The sequence below is a fragment of the Verrucomicrobiia bacterium genome (assembly GCA_035946615.1).
Taxonomy (GTDB): domain Bacteria; phylum Verrucomicrobiota; class Verrucomicrobiia; order Limisphaerales; family UBA8199; genus DASYZB01.
This window is the reverse complement of record DASYZB010000148.1, coordinates 1-18,871: the sequence shown is the minus strand read 5'-3', so window position 1 is coordinate 18,871 and position 18,871 is coordinate 1. Positions and strand designations below refer to the sequence as shown.

Below are 18,871 nucleotides of genomic sequence, written 5' to 3'. Positions count from 1 at the left end.
ACATGGATTTTAAACTGCCGCATTTGGGTGAGGGCGCCGACTCGGGAACGGTGGTGAACCTTTTTGTAAAAGAAGGCGAAGCAATAGCCAAAGACCAGCCGATCCTCGAACTGGAAAACGAAAAGGCCGTTGCCACCATTCCATCGACGGTGGCGGGAACGATCTCCAGGGTCTTTGTCAAAACCGGCGACAAGATCAACGTCGGCCAGCGTATCCTATCGGTTGCGGAAAGCGGCGCCGCGCCGGTCGAGCCGAAAGCGAAGGCGGAGATAGCTCCCAAAACTGCGCACGGTGAAGCCGAACCAATTGAGGCGCCGATCAAAAAGGAACAGGAGGAGGAGCCGACTCCTGCTGAGCCTAAACCCGGGGTTCCTACCGCCGCCGCGCCCTCGATTCGCAAGCTGGCGCGGGAGCTGGGCATCGACCTGACGAAGGTGCGCGGCAGCGCCCGCGGCGGGCGGATCGTTCTCGAGGATGTTCGCGCCTATATTCAGAGGCTCCAACGCCTCGCCTCGGAGCCGAAGAGTCCGGCGGCGAGTGGGAATCCCGCCCCCAGCCCCAAGCCCGCCCCCGAACCGATTGATTTTTCCAAGTGGGGTCCGATTTCGAAAAAGCCTTTGAGCCCCCTGCGTCAGGTCATCGCCCGGCGCATGGCCGAGAACTGGAACGCCGTGCCGCATGTCACGCAGTTTGATGAGGCGGACCTGACGGTGCTCAATGAGCTGCGCAAGAAATACGCGCCCGCCTACGAGCAAAAGGGCGCGCGGCTCACGTTGACTTCATTCGTCCTCAAAGCGGTCGTTCAGGCGCTCAAGAAATATCCTGTTTTCAATTCGAGCCTGGACGAAGCGGCGCAGGAAATTGTTTTGAAAGAATATTTTCATATCGGCATTGCTGTCGATACGGAGGCCGGGCTAATCGTTCCGGTCCTGAGAGACGTGGATAAGAAGGACCTGCTAAATCTTTCTAAAGAGTTGGAGGAATTGGCCAAGAAGGCGCGTGAGCGGAAGGTCTCGGCTGAGGAACTCAAAGGCGGGACTTTCACCATCTCGAACCAGGGTGGGATAGGGGGCGCGCATTTCACGCCGATTGTGAATCGGCCAGAGGTGGCGATTCTCGGGTTGGGTCGCGGGGCGATGCGGGCCGTTGTGCGGGAGAACCGGGTTGAACCGCGTCTGATGTTACCGCTGGCGTTGTCGTACGATCACCGGGTGATAGACGGTGGCGCCGCAGCAAGATTTATGGTGGAGTTGGTGGACGCCTTGGAAAAGTTTAAAGAGCAGGACGTGATGCCAGAGTTGTCCTCGTCCTCGAAATCATAAGGAGCCAATGAGCATAAACGCTCCAGTAATTGGTCATGAAAAACTCGATGTGTATCGACTGGAGCTTGGGTTCATTGCCTGGGTGCCCCCTTTAATCGAGGAGGCAAGAGTCGCCGGCAAAACTCGTGAAGTCTGCGATCAACTTGACCGGGCGAGCTACGGGAAAGGAAATTCGAGGGCGAGAACGAGGACGAGGACAGCACAGGGGAAGGACGAGAGAGAATTTTAATATGGAACCCATTACGACCGATATTGTTGTTCTTGGCGCCGGACCCGGGGGGTACGCCGCAGCTTTTTACGCCGCGGACCTCGGCAAGAAGGTCGTGTTGGTCGAACGCGATGCGCGTTTGGGCGGGGTCTGCCTCAACCGGGGTTGCATCCCTTCGAAAGCGCTGCTCCATGCCGCCCATACCATCACTTCGGCTCGTGAATCAGAGCATCGGGGCATTGTTTTCGGCGCACCGTCGATTGATGTTTCCAAACTTCGGACTTGGAAGGAATCGATTCTCACCCGGCTCGCGGGAGGGATTGCGCAACTGGCAAAAATGCGCGGAGTGCAGGTTATGTACGGGCGCGGCTACTTTGAGGACTCCCGCACGTTGCGTGTCGAGAGTGATGAAGGACAGCAGTTTGTTCGCTACGACAAGGCCATTGTTGCGGTGGGCTCGAAATCGGCTCTGCCCAAGGCCTTCGATTTGGGGAATCCGCGCATCATGACCTCGCGCGAGGCCTTGGATGTCGAAGATATCCCGGAAAACCTGCTCGTGATAGGCGGCGGCTACATCGGCATGGAACTCGGCACTGTATATGCCACCCTGGGCAGCAAAGTGGTTCTGGTCGAGGCGCTCGATAGCATCCTTGCAGGCGCCGACCCGGACCTTGCACGTCCCATTATGGCTTATGCAAAGAAGGCGTTTAAGGAAGTGCGGCTCAAGACGAAGGTGGGCAAGATGGCCACCAGCGGCAAGCAGATCAAAGTCGAGTTCGATCACGACGGCCAAAAGGCCGAGGAGCTTTACGACCGTGTTCTGGTGGCTGTGGGCCGCGCGCCCAATGCCGACGACCTGGGTCTTGAAAACACCCAGGTTTCGTTCGATGACAAAGGGTTTATCCACGTCAACGAGCAGCAACAGACGACTGATCCGGCCATTTACGCTATCGGCGACATCGCAGGTGGAGTGCTGCTGGCCCACAAGGCCGCCAAAGAAGCGCGCATAGCCGTCGAGGTCATTGCAGGCGAAGACAGCGCGTTTACCAACGTCACCATCCCTGCGGTCGTGTTTACCGATCCCGAGCTGGCCTGGTGCGGTTTAACCGAATCGGAAGCCAAGAGCAAAGGCATCGAGGTGCAGGTGGCCAAGTTCCCATGGGCTGCTTCGGGACGGGCGCTGTCATTTGACCGCCCGGAGGGCTTGACCAAACTGATCATCGACCCGGACACCGAGCGCATTCTGGGGGTAGGGATTGTCGGCACGGGCGCCGGTGAGCTGATTTCAGAGGGTGTCCTGGCAGTGGAGATGGGCGCTACGGCCAAGGACCTTTCACTGGCCGTTCATCCGCATCCGACGTTGTCCGAGACGCTCATGGAGGCCGCCGAGGCCTTTTACGGCCACGCCACTCATACGATGGCCCGCAAGAGAGTCGAGCAAAAGGCCTAAGTGGAGAATGCAAGGCCCTGGCTACTTCAGTCAAAAGTTGCTCCGCGTTATAGGGCTTCGAGATTCTGACGATGCCGGCCAAGTCATTCTGCGAAAAGTGTTCGGTGCCGTGTCTGCTGCTTCCGGTGGCCAGGAGGATGGGTAGGTGCGGCGAAATCTTGCGCACCGAGCGCACGGCGCTCACCCCATCGAGGAACGGCATTTCTACGTCTGTGACCATGCCTTTCTCCGGACCTTTTGTGGTGAAGAACGGCTCGAAAATCCGCGCGATAATCTGCGGAGGAACGGCGGCGCCCGTTTCGGAAACTCTTAGAAGAACGTAAGGGCCGACGGAAACAGAAGCTGCGCCCGCCGCCATGTCCTTTCGGTCTGGCTCGGCCAGGGAGGGGACGTTTTCGGCGCGAATGCTCAGCCCGTGGCATCGGAATTGAGTTTAAGCGTCCCTATGAGGACGGGGATGACCGCCAATAACTGGACATCTCCGAGCTTTCCAGGACCATCCTTTGTCTCAAAAACGTACAAAACAGATGGGTCAGTCGGCGTGTTCAGGGGACCATCCACAGAGCCAAGTTGGACAAGGCTCTGATCATTCCAAGCACCAACTGCGTAACTCCCGGTTTAGAGCTTTACCAAAGGGAAGAAAACTCGCGCGCGTGTGCCGGCGCCGGGCTGGCTGGTAACTTCAATCCAGCCGGAATGCTGCTGCACAAAGCCCAGGGCGGTGGCGAGGCCCAAACCGGCGGCAGGTTTGCCCTGCTCCCTTTGTTTTGTGGTGAAGAAGGGTTCGAACAGATGGGCTTGAACCTCCGGGGTCATGCCGCAGCCAGTATCGGAAACGGTCAGGCACAGAAACTCGCCTGGCCGTGCATCGGGATGGCGCCGCTGACTGGAGGCATCGATGCTGATGGGGGCGGTGCCGATCGTCAGCACGCCGGTGCCGCTCATGGATTCCAGAGCATTGAGAGCCAAGTGATGGAGGATTTGCCCGACGAGACCCGGATCGGCCTGGATGTCTGGCAACTTGGACGCGAGATGCCGCTCGACAACCGTCTGACCCACCATTTGGCTCATCACCCGGATTTGGTTCTCGACCAGCTCGTTCAAGTTAACCCACTCCATGTGCTGGGGATGTTGGCGGGCGATGGCCAGGAGTTGACGCGCAAAGCACGATGCGCTCTCCGCGTTGGCAACGATGCGCATCAGCAACTCAGTCGTCTCCGGATGCTGTCCGCGCTGCAGCAACATATCGGCATATCCTTCCATGACGCTGACAAGTCCGTTGAAACGCTGTCCCGCCCCGCCCGCCAGACGTGTCGTCAGCTCGACCTTCTGGGTCTGCAGGGATTCACGCAGGTGCTGGCGGTTTTCGGTGAGGTCTTCGGCCATCATCAGGCGGGCCGGCTGCTCTTTATACATTAAATCCAGCGCGGTGATTTCCACTTCAACGAGGCTGCGGTCTTTCTTGCAATGACGCCATAAACCTCGGGACTGCACGCCGGCCAGAGGTTTGGCGGACTCGGCTGCAAAGGCGGCCATCTGGCCCGGGAGGCAGATGTCTTTTGCGCTCATGGCCAGGAACTCTTCCTCGCTGTAGCCGTAATGGCGCATGGCGGCCTTGTTTACAGCCAAGAACGCAAGAGAGCGCAGGTCGTAAATCCACATGGGTTCCGGGCATTCAACGAACATCAAGCGGTATTGTTCCTCGGATTTCTTGAGGGCTTCCTGATTTTGCTCGCGCAGGACCATCTCCTGGGATAAGTCGGCGTTGGCTTTGGCCAAATCGGCTGTCCGCTGTTTGATTTGCCGTTCCAAATCCGCCATCAATCGCTTCTCCTCCTGCTCGACGCGCAATCGTTCTTTAAACAAGGATTCAATATGGGCCATTCCAATGACCAGCAGTATAGGAATCAGGATGTAAAGCCCTTCGATGGTCATCTCCGGATTGAACCCCCAGCCAGCCGGTTGAAAGGCCCGCACCAGGTGCAACAGCGCCAGGAGGATAAAAGTAACGAAGACCGGCCAGCCCACCCGCCGCGTCCCAAACAGCCGATTCAACCGCAAAGCATAAGAAGGGACAATGAGTTGCAGAAGACCAACCACCGAGTTATAGACTGGGGAGTAGGTCATCAGAGTCTTTTATGCAGGGCTGGAGCGCTCCTCCCGAAGAGAAACGGTCCCGCTGCCGCGTGTAGTCCACCGGTTTTCATTCCAATTCTGAGGGATGAAATAGCAGGAATCACGCCATGTGGAGGGCGTAAGAAAGCATTGAGGCGCCTTTCAAAAACACAGCGTCCGGCCCGGACTGCAACTCGGGACTTGTCCCCATGGCGCGGACCCCCTTGTGCCAGATACGCTCAAGCACGTTGAGTTCCGAACTCAAAAACCAGACCGAAAGAAAGGCTTATTATGGATAGAATCGATTCGCTTGAAAACCTGCTTCTGCATGAAGTCAAGGACCTGTACAACGCTGAACAACAACTGGTAAAGGCTCTCCCGAAAGTAGCCAAAAAGGCTTCTTCCCAGGAGCTGAAGGATGCCATCGAGGAGCATTTGCAACAAACCGAGGAACATGTGAACCGGTTGGAGCAGATTTTTGAAATGCTTGGCCAGCCCGCCAAAAGCGTTAAGTGCAAGGGGATGGAAGGGATTCTGGACGAAGGCGAGGAAGTGATGTCTCAAAAAGGCACACCCGAGACGCTTGATGCGGCTATCATCATGGCCGCACAGAAGGTCGAGCACTATGAGATTGCCAGCTACGGCAGTGCCGCCACCTGGGCTGCTATGCTGGGGCGCAATGATGTGAAACGGCTTCTCGGTCAAACCCTTGAAGAGGAAGAAGAAACCGATAAGAAACTGACCGAGCTTGCCAGGGCGGGTGTAAACCAAAGGTCCGCCGAAAAGACGCGGCAAGCCGCTTGAAAATCTGCACATTGCAAAGTGGCACCGGCGTCAAGCCGCTGCCACTTTTTTAGTCCCGAATAATCCGAATGATCTTAGGTTTAGGTTTAGGGTCGAGGGTTGAACCCTTTGCCTTTCAATTGGTAAAGCTGACTGCTTTCGGATGCGCCAGGCGCTCGAAATCGGTGAAAGGCACCCGTCAACCCGCAGCGGAATCAACTGGTTAGCTGGAATTGCGCGGACTGGGTCTGTCCGCTATCTTGCCGCTGACGATGGCCGATATCATCCTATCGACTCTCAATGCGAAGTATATCCACGCGGCTTTCGGGTTGCGCTATCTGATGGCCAACCTGGGCCCGCTCCAACACAACGCCGCACTCGCCGAGTTCGATATCAATCAGCGGCCCTTGGACATTGCCGAAAGAATCCTGGCGCAAAAGCCCAAAATCGTGGGCCTGGGCGTCTATATCTGGAATGTGGCACAGACGACCGAACTGGTTTCCGCGCTCAAGCGGGTGCTGCCGGGCCTTATTATTATCCTGGGCGGCCCGGAGGTGAGTTATGAATGGGAGGCGCAGCCCATCGTCGGGATGGCCGATTATCTCATCACGGGGGAAGCAGACCTGGCATTTGCCAAGCTTTGCTCTCAGCTCCTGGCTGGGGAAAATCCTCCCGGGCGCATTATGAACGCGGAACCGCCGGCCTTTTGCGACCTGGTGCTGCCTTACGAATTATATAATAGCCAGGACATCGCTCACCGGGTCATTTACGTCGAGGCCTCGAGGGGCTGCCCGTTCAGTTGCGAGTTTTGCCTTTCATCGCTTGAGATTCCTGTGCGACAGGCGCCCTTGCCGGCCTTGCTCGGCCATTTGCAAAACCTGCTCGACCGCGGCGCCAGGCAGTTCAAGTTCGTGGACCGCACGTTTAATCTGAATCCCCGCGCGGGCCGCGCCATTCTCGAATTTTTTCTCGAACGTTATCAGCCGGGTCATTTCATGCACTTCGAGATGGTTCCTGATCGTTTGCCCGAAGAGTTGCGAAGCCTCATCACCAGGTTCCCGCCCGGCGCGCTGCAATTCGAGGTGGGCATCCAAACGTTCAACCTGGAAGTGGGCGCGCTGATAAAGAGGCGCCAGAATTATCAACGACTCGAAGAGAACTTCAGGTTCCTGCGCCAAGAGACGGGCGCGCATCTGCACGCCGATCTCATCGCCGGGTTGCCTGGGGAGACAGTCGAGAGTTTTGGTTGCGGCTTTGACCGGCTGGTAGCCCTGGGGCCGCAGGAAATCCAGGTGGGCATCCTCAAGCGTTTGCGCGGCACACCCATTGTGCGCCACGACGCCGAATGGCAAATGGTCTATCATCCAAAGCCGCCCTATGAAGTGCTCCAGAACAAGCTGATCAGCTTCGCCCAGATGCAGTGTTTGCGCCGCTTCGCCCGTTACTGGGACCTCGTGGGCAACAGCGGCAACTTTATCGAAAGCACTCCTTTGATTTGGAAAAGCGCCCCTTCGCCATTCCGGGCGTTTCTGCGTTGGAGCGAGTGGCTCTACGCCCGCGTCGGCCGTACTGACAGCATCGCCCTCACCCGCCTGGCGGCGTTGTTGTTCGAGTTCTTGACAGCCGAACTTGGCCAACCAAAACAGGAAACGGCCCAAACCGTTTGGCAGGATTATCAGAGGGGTGGCCGACGCGACCTGCCGCCCTTTCTCAAACCGTTCCTGCCAGAAAACCTGCAGTTAGCCACGAAGCCGTTGGCGCGCCGGGACGGCCTGAAACGACAGTCGCGTTATTTGGGTTCATTTGCACGGGTCTGATGATCCAGTTGGCAGTGTTGCGGTGATTCGATTGACCACGAGGCGCGCTTCACTTGCCACTTGGCGGCAGGCTGCCTTTGTCGCGCGTCTGCTGGGATTGCTTAAAGAGGGCAAAGAAGGTGTGCGGGTCAACGACCTCGAAATCTGTTCGCTTTTGGCGCAGCGCGGTCAGGGTTGCGGAAATATCTGTCGGGCTGACCCACACAATCCGAAAGAAATAGAACCCTGGCGCCCGTCCGCCATGCGCCGTAATCGCCCGCGCCATGACCTGCGCTGTCTGTTCCGGTCCTGCGAAGTTGCAGGTATCATTAATGAGTTCAAGCACGGGCATCCCTTTCCAGACTTGCGGTCGAGGAGCTTTCCCGCCGCCATTGTGCAAATCCATTACGATGGTGGCGAAGCCATCCGGCGCGAATTGCCGGAAGGCGTCCTTCACCTCGGCCGAGGGCTCATCCCAATCCAGCACCATCGGCGCCATGGTCATGTCGGCCTCGTGAAAGAAACGCTGGTTGTGCCGCACAAATAACGGAAGGTATTCCTTCCGGATGCGGTTCGGGTTCATATAGCCTGCGGCGCTGGCGTCGCTCGTGAAGGTGTCCGCCGGAGATGCCGTTTGGTAAAAGTAGGCGATCAGGTCCGGGTAGGTTTCCAGCAAATTCGGGTTGATGCCCCAAGCCAGTGGAATTCTGCCACGCTCGGGGCTCGACCAGTACTTCGGCAGGAAATCATACAGGGGTTGTGCCGAATCATAGTCCGCCATCAGAATGCAGATGTAGTTTTTTTTCTGCAAGGGGACTGTTTTGATTGCCGGATGCTGCTGGAGCGGGCGGCGAGGGGCCTGGGTGTGAAACGACTGGTTGAAGCAATCGCTGGCCACGGTGTTCTGGTAACAGTTGTAAGGGGTTATCAGCCAGACCGTCTCCCACTCGGTCGGCACCGGCTCATGCGCGCTTTTGTGCCCGGGCACGTTGCTGTACTTCGAAAACACAAAAAAGCCCGCCACTTCTGTCATCTGTTTTCCCGCGGATTGACGCAGGATTTGGCCCAGGATCATTTTGTAGGTTTCCAGGTCCAGCCCGGCGCGTTGGGCAGCATCGTCCGCCGGTGGCTCGTCGCCCCAGGGCGAGAGGTCAAAAACAAACGCGCGATTATACACCGCCCAGTCGCGCATGACGACATAACCCAGGTCACCGCGCGACCGTGTGGAAAAAGAATCTTCAAACAGGCAAAGCCGATGCGGGAAGCAGCGCCCTTTGGCCAGGTACTCCCGGATTGCCCAGCGATAGGCGTCGTTTTTGGGGCTGCCGGTTTCCGTTCCTGTGAAGCGCCCGCGCAAATCGGCAAGCACTTTCAGGCCCCATCGCGACACATAACGATTGGCGAACTCCGGGCTGAGAACCACCCCGTCCTCGACGCCTGCTACCGTAGTCGCGACATTCACTGTGGCGGGCACGGCGGGGTCCCAAATGACCGCGCCTCGCAATCGCGCTCCCGCCAGCTTTACCAGCGCATTAAGGTCCGGCAGCGGCTTTAGCTCGCGTTGTTCAAGCCAACGGCCCTTCGCCGAAAGCAGGTCGAGCCAGTACTGAGGCGGGCTGTTCTTGCCCGACAACAGATAAAGCTGCGGCGATTCCCTGTTGATGATCCCCTGCAGGCAAGCCGCCGCCAGCGCCTCGTCATAGGCTTCGGCATCGCCCTCGCGCGCCAAAGTGTACGTAAAAAGGGTGGCCAGAGTCCGATTCAAGGGCGCGGGTTCGCATATCAGCGGCGCCAACACGGCCAAGCCGACCAGCGCGCGCAGGATGCAGTACTTCACGAGTTTGGTGAACGAGGTGGAAGCGCAAGCGCCGCTGTTGCGCAGATAACGAACAGGATTCGTTCGCGTATATTCAACCGCGCCAATCCAACATACAAGGAGCTTCAGAGTCAATAGGGTCAATCGTAGGTTCCGAGCACGTCATGTACGCCGGCCACCGCCATGCCGCCCTCGCCAACGGCCGCAGCGCAGCGTTTCACCGAGCCGGAGCGCACGTCGCCTGCGGCAAAAATGCCCGGACGGCTCGTCTCGAGCGGGCCGGGCGAACGGCTCATCCCCTTCCACGCGGGAGCGCCGACTACGGCGTTGCCGGTTTTGATGAAGCCCTTTTCATCACATTCAATCTCAGAGGGCAGCCAACCGGTGCAGGGGTTCGCGCCAATCATGGAAAAAATGGCCGGCGTCTGGATAGTTCGCCGTTCATGCGTGCTGGTATTCTCCAACTCGGCGGCTTCAAGGGCCTTGCCACCCAGCATCCTGCAGATTTTCGTGTGCGCCAGAATCTCGATGTTCTCTTTTGCCTCAACCCGCCGCGCCAGATAACTCGACATGCTTTTTGCCAGGCCCTCGCCGCGGATGACGAGCAGCACTTTCTCGGCCCCTTCGGAGAGAAACATTGCCGCTTGCCCGGCCGAGTTGCCGCCACCGGCGACAATCACTGTCGAGCCCCGGCAGAGCCGTCCTTCCCGGCCAGTTGCGGCGTAATAAACCCCGCACCCTTCAAACTCCTCGCGTCTCTCGGCGTCCAGCCGCCGGTACTCAGCCCCCGTGGCGATAACGACGCACTTGGCGCGCAAGCTTGCGGTACAGCCTTCGGCTCGCAGGCTCGCGCGGTGGTCTCCGTCAGTAAATTCCAGTGAGAGCGCCTGGGCCGGTGTGGCGAACTTCGCGCCGAACCGATACGCTTGAAGCTGCGCGTTGTAGGTCAACTCCCCGCCGGCCACACCGGTGGGGAAGCCAAAGAAGTTCTCGATTAATGAAGAGGCCCCCGCCTGGCCCCCCGGCGCGTAGCTCTCCAGAACTATGGTTTTGAGGCCTTCCGAAGCAGCATAGACGGCGGCGGCCAGGCCGGCCGGCCCTGCGCCAATGATAGCCAGGTCGCAGGTAATCTCGCTCTCTTCATCAGCCGCTACGGAGCGCAGCAGTCCGGCTACCCGGGCGACCTCGCGCAAGGAGGGATGTCGCAATAGGTTACCGGTGGCCGTAAGCAGCACGGGCAAATCCCGGCTGGCAAGGTGCAGTCTCTCGCAAAGGCCCCGTCCATATTCACTTTGAAAATCGATCACTCGGTGTGGGACGTGGTTTTTGTCGAGAAAATCGTCAAGCTGGAGTCCTTCGCGCGAGCCCTCCTTTGCGACAATGCGCATCCCGGCAAACTCCCGGTCTCGTTGCAGCCGTTGCCGGCGCATGATAAAGGCGCGCACGATAGGCTCGCCCACCCCGGGAAGGTCCGCCAGCGCCTGCCGCAGCCGATTGGCCGGCACTTCTAGAATCTCGCTTTCTTCCGCCTCGCCTCGGGCGCTGGCCAGCGCCGCCGTGCCCATCAGCATTGCCACGTCGCCGACAAAATCACGAGGCCCGGGGGTCGCGAGAATCTGCTCCTGGCCATCCCGCGACTCGAAGATTGCCAGGGCGCCGCGCAAAACCACCGCCATCCCCAGGTCGCGCTGACCCGCTTTGAATACCAACTCGCCCCGCCGCACCATGCGCCGCACGCCGAGCGGTTCGAGCATGGCCAGTTGCCGGTCATCCAGCTTGGGAAAGGCCACGCTCTCGGTGTCCCGATAGAATTGCTCATCCTGGTCTAAGTCAGTCATACCCATGCGCTCCGCGAAGTCATGCTCGACTGGATTCAAGCCCTTGTCAATTTGATGACCCTGCGGAGGCTCAATGTGACTGAAGGATAAAAAAACTGCGTCCCTGGAAAACTCCTGGCACTGGTCAGGATTGCCGCAAACCTGAACATTCAACGCTCAACGTCGAACATTCAACCTCGAAGGGGGCAGGTGCGCCTTCTCTTGCATTCATCCGAAGGCATCAAAACCTTTTTTTCACCATTCTGACAGGGGCACGAGGGGCGCGTTTGAATTAGATCGCGCATTTTGGGAGGAAGCCGCCAGGCGCACGGCCAGGCGTGACTCGGTGACGCCCGTGAGGTGGATGGCGAGTTTCCTGACATTGTTTTTGGCCTGTTTCACCGGGTGCGGCGACTCCGGCAAAGGGGCGGCATCCATGACCTCAAACGTGGCATTCGCCGGCGAGAGGAGGCCGGCTTCGAGTTCTTCGCCCTTTTGCCGAAGGATGGCGCGGCGGCCATCCTTTTCTATCTCGACGTTTGCGGGGGTATGCATGAACCACCAAACCTCAGCGGGTTTGTCAGCTTGAATCTCGTCCTGAATGAGCAGTGTATTGCCTCGCTCGAGGGAAATCCCGCGCCGCACTTTGCGCGCGGCGCCCTGATAAGCTCGGCTCAGGTCGGCGATGGCAAACGGGCGGTCCGGTCTGGGGTCAAAGCGCTCGATGGGCGAGCTGGCGGCGAGGACCTGGTCCGGTCCCGCGCCGGGGTTGATGACCAGGGTGTTATGCCCTTCAGCGCGCAGCCGATAGTAGGTCCATCGTCTTTTGGCGAAATCGAAGTAACCGGGGAGATTATAATTATCCGCGCCCAAATCGACAGCCCACCGCGCCCCCAAGGCGTCAAAGACGAAGGTGCCCAAATCCAGGTGGCTATGGTTGGCTTTATTATCACCGCCTTTGAAGCCGACGAACCAGGCCTTCCAATCGTGCCAATCGCTTCGCAATGTAACGACCTTTGCATTCCGGAAATACTTATCAAGGGGCAGCCCGGGCGCCTGGGCGTCGCCGGGTGAATAAAACCAGACCAGGTCCAGGGGAGCCGGGGCAGCCAACTGACGCTCGTAATCGGCATACACAGGCCTGTTAAATTGACGGGCCAGCCAGAACATCTGCGGGGCGCGAATGGCGCCATCACCCCCATCTGCATAGTTGAACGTGCGCCGCAACGGCCCGGTGAGATAGAGCGGAAAGAGGCCGGTGTCGCTGAAACCTGGCAGCTTCGAGAGACCAAAGTCGGTTCCGAGGGCTGTCTGTAATCCGGCAAGAAACACCACATTATAAGATGTTGCGTAATTCCAATAACCGGGTCCCTCTTTCCAGGCGCCGTCCGGGGCAAACTCGCTCATAGCGAGCGGCAAGGATTTGAGGGAAAAGTGAAGGACCTCGCCCGCGACCTGCGGTTCGACATCGCCGACGGCCAGTGCCCCCATGCCGATGCCGCCGTTGCAGACCTGGTTCCAATTATGCCGCGCGCTGGCCCACCAGTTATTGGCGCGATAGACCTTTAAAGCGGGTTGGAACCCCTTCTCGACTATCGATTGGCAGATTGTTTCTCGCTGTTCCGGAGTCCAGACATCGTAAAGCCAATCATAACCAATCGCGAACGCATGGGTCATCTCGGCCGTATCCAGGAAGTGGCGCGGGTTCCAGTCCTTAAACGCAGCGGCGGCGGCCAGTTCGCGCCAAGCGCGTTCGGCGTAGCGCCGATCGCCATCAAGCCGGTAGGCCAGGGCCAAAGTGTAAACCCGGCTGACCACTCGGCGGCTGGTGTCCAGCAGCCGCAAGCCATCGGGGATTTCATAGCGCGAGGGTTCTTCGAGCAGAATGTCCTGGGCCTTTTTGATGAGGGTTTTGTGCCATTGCCGCAGCAGAGGGTCAGAGGCGATTTGGATTTTGAGATGTTCAACCGATTCTTTTGAGATCAAAAGCCGTGGGTGAACGGCTTTTAGAGTACTAAGGATTTGAGTGGCTTCGGGAACGGAAAGTGAAGGGACGGCCTGTTGTGGAGCTGCGGTAGCAAGCCTGAATAGGCGAGCTTCGGCGGACCAGGAGGAGGGGACAAAGAGCATGGCCGCGGCCCCGGCGCCGGTTCGCACAAAGGCGCGTCGATTCATGCGCCGAGCAAACAGGATTTGGCGGGCTTTGCCCAGTTCTTTCTTCTGGCCACCTATAGTTGGCCTTGGAAGCCCTGTTGGCGCAGGGCCTCAAAGAGGACCAGGGCCACACAATTGGAAAGATTTAGTGAACGAGCTTTGGGATTGAACATCGGAATGCGCAGCCAGCGCTGGCGGTTTTCTTCGAGTAATTTTCCCGGCAATCCTGCCGTCTCGCGGCCAAACACGAGATAATCATCTGCAGCGATTTGTGCCTCGCTGTACAGGCGCGGCCCATGGGATTCCACAAACCAGAGACCTGCGCCTTCCGGCAAGCTCGATGCAAAAGCCGCCCAGTTTGCCCAGCGATGCCACTGGACATGCTCCCAGTAGTCCATTCCAGCCCGTTTGAGCTGCGCGTTATCGAGCTTGAATCCAAACGGCTCGATCAGGTCCAGGACGCTGTGCGTCGCCGCGCAGAGCCGGGCGATATTGCCTGTATTGGGAGGGATTTCAGGTTCGACCAGGACGATGTGCATGTTGTTTGTAAAACACCTTCCAAAGAACCAATCCATGCGCTGGGGCGGTCATCCCTGCCACGCGCCGGTCCCGTTTCGCCAACATCGACGGGATTTCGCCGGCAGAAAATTTCCCCAGTCCTACTTGAACGAGGGTTCCCACTATTCCGCGGCACATCTTGTAGAGGAAGCCGTCCGCTTCGATGATGAAAGTGAGCAAAGGCCCCGCGCGCCTTAATTCGCAACGGCGGAGGTTGCGCACGGTGGATTGCCTGGCGTAGCCGGTATTTGCCGCAAAGGATTGAAAGTCGTGCTTGCCGATGAAGAGAGGGGCGGCCAGGCGCATTGCCTTGAAATCCAGCGAACGCGGAACGTGCCAGGCACTCGCGCGCAGCAACGGGTTCATTGCGGCATGATTCCAAACGAAGTATCGGTACTGCTTGCCGCTGGCGTTGAAGCGGGCATGAAAATCCTTTCCGGTCCGCACGGCGCGCACAACCCGGATGTCTTGTGGCAGCCAGGCATTGAGAGCGAGCATCAGTTTGCGCACGGAGAGCCTGGCCTGGGCGCGTGGGACTTCAAAATGCGCGGCCATGCCCAAAGCGTGCACGCCGGTATCGGTGCGGCTCGAACTGTGCACCCGAGGGCGGCTCGCAAAAAGCTTTGCCAGGGCCTGCTCGACCTTTTCCTGCACGCCTGTGCCGATCTTTTGTATCTGCCATCCCTCGTAACCCGAGCCGTCATACGCGATGACCAGCTTAAATTTGGCCAAATCATCCGCCGCCAGGCGCTGTATCGAGGCGATTTTGGCCGAGCCTTTTGATGCGGTGCCCATGAGGCCGGATCAGCCGGAGAGGCCGTCCAAATAGCTTTGCAACAGGATTGCAGCCGCCATTTTATCCACCGTCTCCTTTCGTTTCTGGCGCCGGACACCGCCCTGGATGAGAAGGCGATTGGCTTGCGCGGAGGTCAGGCGTTCATCCCATGTTTTGATGGGCACGCTCAGGCCAGCCCTCAAAGCGCTCACGAACTCCTGTACCTTGGCGGCTGCAGGCCCGTAGGTACCATCCATATTGCGCGGCATCCCGATGAGGATCAGTTCCACCTCCTTTTGGCGCAGCAATTCCTTCAGCCGCGCGAGAAACGCCTCGAAAGGCTCCGCCTCAATGTACTGGAGAGGCTGCGCAATCATTTTCAGTTCATCGCTGATTGCAATGCCGATGCGCTTTGTCCCATGGTCGATGGCCAAAATTCTCATGTCAGAGCCTTTTCCAAACAAGGCTCTCGACATCCTAGGAACCTCTTTGGAAAATGGCGAGGCAGTTCCAAACCTTTGTAGGAGACGACGTAAGGAGTCTCTAATCAAGATTGTCAGACTGGCCGCCTTTGGTTCACCCGGAAGTTGCTGATCAGAGACTCCTTACGTCGTCTCCTACACTCAGGAATGGCGGCTCGTTGCTTCGACTCTGTCATTAGCCACGGAGGGACGCGAACGATGATGTTGCCAACGCGAAGTGGAAAACGCACTCAGGGCGAAAAGAGCCAATCCGCCACTCCTGCAAAACCCTAAACGAACCTCGGAAATGCCCAGTGGCTTTCCCCTCGGATGCCAGCAAGTTGGACCATGCCAACCTCACTCCTCCCACACTGCGCCCCAAAAAGAATCTCAAATAGTTTGACGAGTCTTTGAAAGATTTTGACCCCTCGCTCCGTATAAGAGGATGAGACCCAAATCAATTTCCTATGAAACAGCACCTGGATATACAAACCGAGGCCCTCTCCCGTCGATGATGAACTGCGTGCCGAACTCGAGAGCTTCACAACCAATAACCCCGCCTCCGCCTGGACGCCCAGCGTTCACCTATGGCTGGGGCGCCGCGCTCTCGTGCGCTGCGGCTATTCTCTGGCTATGAACCATTTCCTCGATGCTTTCGACGCCGCCCAAGGCTCCTCCGACGCGGTGGCTCAATCCGTCGCGATCTCCTCGAGCGCCGGACTGGCAAAACTGCTTGCCCTCACCGGGAGGATTGCGGACCTGAACACTTTGGAGTCGGAAGTTTCCCAGCTCGGTTTGCCCGCTGGTGGTAGCGAGTGGGGATGGGCGCGCGAAATGCGCGCTTGGGTCGCCAAACACCCCAACGAATCCTACAAATGCGGCCTTTACTGCCTGGACCAGCTCGGCCGGTTGACCCAGCCGGGCCAGTTCCTCCCGAAGGACGTGGATGAGGTTGCTTCCTCAACCAACGGCTTTACCGCCGCAGACCTGCTCACCATTGCCACCGCAGCGGGCCTCAGGGTGCACGCTGCGTTCCTTACTAATTTTAGCGCGCTTCCTGTTCCGTCCATAATGCACCTCCGCTCCGACCACTTCGTGGTTATCCGCGAGCAACGTGGCGCGTTTTACAACATCTACGATCCCGTTGCCTATGGCTCAACATGGCTAACGGCGCCGGAAATGGCCCAGGAGGCTACCGGCTGTGTTGTGGTCAGCGATGCGCTCCCGCCGTCCACAGCGACCTCTCTCACCAGCATCGATCCGCTCACAGCGGCCGGTTACCGTGGGCGGTGCCACAACCCTTTCGTACCGGACCACAACGATCCGGGGTGCACAAACGCCACGCCGACATCGTGCCCCTGTCCAACAAACCCGAGCGGCGGCGGGGGCGGAGGTCCTCCAGGAGGTCCTCCCCCCAATGAGCCGCCAGCTAGCGGCCCCCCACCCGGCGCCCCTCCACCAGCGGGTCCACCTCCCAACTCGCCACCACCCGAGGCCCAAACGTGCAGTTCCTGCGGCGGCATGCCAATATGGTTTGTGACGGAACCCTTTGTGAACGTCTGGCTGCACGATACCCCGATGCAGTACCAGCCTGCCTACGGTCCCGTCGTGCAACTGGGACTATCCTTCCACGACAGAACCGCTGCGAGCAGGGTTTCCGGCGCCTACTGGCACGGCGCCCAAATGGGAAACAACGCTGGCAGCTCCGGCCTCTGGTCCTGCTCCTTCTTTTCCTTCGTCGAACTCAGCTCCGACGAATACACGGCAGACCTGATGCTGCCCACAGGAGCCTGGGCCACATTCGACTTTGCATCGGGCTCGAGTATAAGCTCGATTAATTACTGGCACCAAATTTACCTCGAAAAGCAAGGACCGGCGGGCGCTATCACCAACCTCGTGCTGCACTTTCCTAACGGCTCGCAAGCCAGTTATGGCCTGGAAGACAGCAGCGATACATCGTATGAGGGGCTTTTCTACATGACCCAGGCATCAGATGCCTCGGGAATCAGCACCTCTTTCGCCTATGATCAGAATTTTTACCTGACCAATGTCACTGCGGCAGACGGCACAACCTTCTCCCTGCAGTTCACCAATAACACGGCAAGCGCGGTGACCGCCGTGGTAGCCTCCTATGGAGCCTCCGTGTCCTTCGGCTATTTCGATTATTACTGGCCCATCCTGACCAACCTCGTCGATGCCGCCGGACTGGCTTCGCAATTCGTCTATACGAACGCCTGGGGCGGCCCCCTGAGCCAGTTGATAACTCCTTACGGCACAACGTCCTTTGCCGAAAACGACTCAACCGGGATTTTCGACCGCACCGTCCTGGTCACCAACTCCCTCGGTCAACAGGAGTTCTACGCCCAAATGAACCAGTACACCAACACCGACTGGCCCGATTACGCCACCAGTCAAATCCCCACCAACACTCCTGTTGGGACGCTGGACAAAGACGCCGGCAGCCGCCAGGAGCGCAACACATTCTACTGGAATCCCGAGCAGTTCGCTAATTACGTGAACACCGATCCCGGCAGCTTTGACTGGGCCATTTTCAAGCAGGCCCGCATCCGTCACTGGCTGGCGGACACGGAGCCCACGTACACCCATTGGGATTCCCTTTCCCTCGAACAGGCCCCCAGCCCCGACGGAACCACCGAAGGCCAAATCACCTGGTACGATTACGCTTGCAAACCCGCAGGCGTCGATTACGAGGTGGGCGCCCAAAAAATGCCCTCGGTCATCGCCCGCGTAATGCCCGACGGCAGCACCTGGTACCAGTACCTCCAGCTCCTGACAAACGGGCTTCCGACGCAAATCACCGAAGCCTGGCTCAGCGGCAGCTCGGTCCTGACCCGCTCCGAGGGCTACTTCTGGTCCGCAAACAACAGCGACCTCATCGCCTGGACAAACACCCTGGGCATTGTCGCCACAAGTAACATCTTCAATGCCTTCCACCAGGTCACCACCAATTACGATGCCCTCGGGCAGGCGACCACCTACGCCTACGACGGCACAACCCACCAGATCACCAACGCAACGTACGCCTCGGGCTTAACAACCAGCTACGCTTACAACGCCGGTCACCGCCTCCAGCAGGTGACGGATTCGCCCATAAACCGCACGCGAAGCTATACCTGGAACACGGACGGAACCGTTTTCAGCTCCACCGACGAGCGCGGCCTGACGGTCACCAACTTCTGGGACGCCCTCCACCGGCCCACCGGCAGGCTTTACCCGGACGGAACCTCCACCACCAATCTGTATTATTTGCTGAGCGGCTCGCCCTACGCCAACAGCAGCGGCGGCACCAGCATCCTGGACCTCACCGCCGCCAAAGACCGGCTCGGCTATTGGACCTACTACGTCTATGACGCCCTTCGCCGCGAAATCGCCGAAACCAACGCCAACAGCGTCGTCACTGCCTTTGGCTATTGTCCCTGCGGCGGCGTGAGCTATATCACCAATGCCCTCGGCACCCCGGTTCAGGCGGTCACCATCAACAACTACGACCAGCAGGGCAACCTGATCACCGTTAATTATGCCGACGGTTACAACGTCACCAACTGGTTCAATTCCCTGCAAGAAATGACCGAATCGGGCGATGGCACCGGCTACC

General features: G+C 58.6%; 12 protein-coding genes. 5 read left to right on the top strand and 7 right to left on the bottom strand.

The genetic code is table 11. The features are described from left to right. Positions 1 to 2 precede the first annotated feature (2 nt). Complete coding sequence (locus VG146_21380; protein HEV2394910.1) at positions 3 to 1,322, top strand: 2-oxo acid dehydrogenase subunit E2; 1,320 nt, start codon at positions 3 to 5, stop codon at positions 1,320 to 1,322. Between the two features lie 230 nt (positions 1,323 to 1,552). Continuing rightward, a complete protein-coding gene (gene lpdA / locus VG146_21375) occupies positions 1,553 to 2,980 on the top strand; it encodes a dihydrolipoyl dehydrogenase (protein ID HEV2394909.1) in 1,428 nt (475 codons plus the stop codon). Positions 2,981 to 3,598: 618 nt separating this feature from the next. On the opposite strand, the gene VG146_21370 is transcribed toward lpdA, so the two are convergent. Continuing rightward, positions 3,599 to 5,107, bottom strand: coding sequence for an ATP-binding protein (locus VG146_21370; protein HEV2394908.1), 1,509 nt, complete (start codon positions 5,105 to 5,107; stop codon positions 3,599 to 3,601). Between the two features lie 279 nt (positions 5,108 to 5,386). Here VG146_21370 and VG146_21365 point away from each other — a divergent pair, with 279 nt between their 5' ends. Together VG146_21365 and VG146_21360 are read left to right on the top strand one after the other, a co-directional pair. Further along, entirely contained in the window at positions 5,387 to 5,899 is a 513-nt protein-coding gene (locus VG146_21365) for a ferritin-like domain-containing protein (GenBank protein HEV2394907.1), read from the top strand. Between the two features lie 212 nt (positions 5,900 to 6,111). Continuing rightward, complete coding sequence (locus tag VG146_21360; protein ID HEV2394906.1) at positions 6,112 to 7,695, top strand: DUF4080 domain-containing protein; 1,584 nt, start codon at positions 6,112 to 6,114, stop codon at positions 7,693 to 7,695. Positions 7,696 to 7,744: 49 nt separating this feature from the next. Here the strand turns inward: VG146_21360 and VG146_21355 are convergent, their stop codons facing one another. From VG146_21355 to ruvX, 6 genes are all read right to left on the bottom strand, one after another. Then, on the bottom strand, positions 7,745 to 9,625 hold the full coding sequence (locus tag VG146_21355; protein HEV2394905.1) for a GxGYxYP domain-containing protein: 1,881 nt from the start codon (positions 9,623 to 9,625) through the stop codon (positions 7,745 to 7,747). Positions 9,626 to 9,630: 5 nt separating this feature from the next. Next, a complete protein-coding gene (locus VG146_21350; protein ID HEV2394904.1) occupies positions 9,631 to 11,328 on the bottom strand; it encodes an FAD-dependent oxidoreductase in 1,698 nt (565 codons plus the stop codon). A 234-nt stretch (positions 11,329 to 11,562) separates the two neighbouring features. Continuing rightward, positions 11,563 to 13,482, bottom strand: coding sequence for a heparinase II/III family protein (locus VG146_21345; protein HEV2394903.1), 1,920 nt, complete (start codon positions 13,480 to 13,482; stop codon positions 11,563 to 11,565). Between the two features lie 53 nt (positions 13,483 to 13,535). After that, a complete protein-coding gene (locus VG146_21340; GenBank protein ID HEV2394902.1) occupies positions 13,536 to 14,000 on the bottom strand; it encodes a tRNA (cytidine(34)-2'-O)-methyltransferase in 465 nt (154 codons plus the stop codon). Beyond that, positions 13,975 to 14,814, bottom strand: coding sequence for a tRNA pseudouridine(38-40) synthase TruA (gene truA, locus VG146_21335; protein ID HEV2394901.1), 840 nt, complete (start codon positions 14,812 to 14,814; stop codon positions 13,975 to 13,977). Before truA ends, VG146_21340 begins: the two co-directional genes overlap by 26 nt. Before the next feature lie 9 nt (positions 14,815 to 14,823). Beyond that, entirely contained in the window at positions 14,824 to 15,237 is a 414-nt protein-coding gene (ruvX, locus tag VG146_21330; GenBank protein ID HEV2394900.1) for a Holliday junction resolvase RuvX, read from the bottom strand. 651 nt (positions 15,238 to 15,888) lie between these two features. On the opposite strand from ruvX, the gene VG146_21325 reads away from it, so the two are divergent. Next, a partial coding sequence (locus VG146_21325; protein ID HEV2394899.1) for a cysteine peptidase family C39 domain-containing protein occupies positions 15,889 to 18,871 on the top strand: 2,983 nt, incomplete at its 3' end.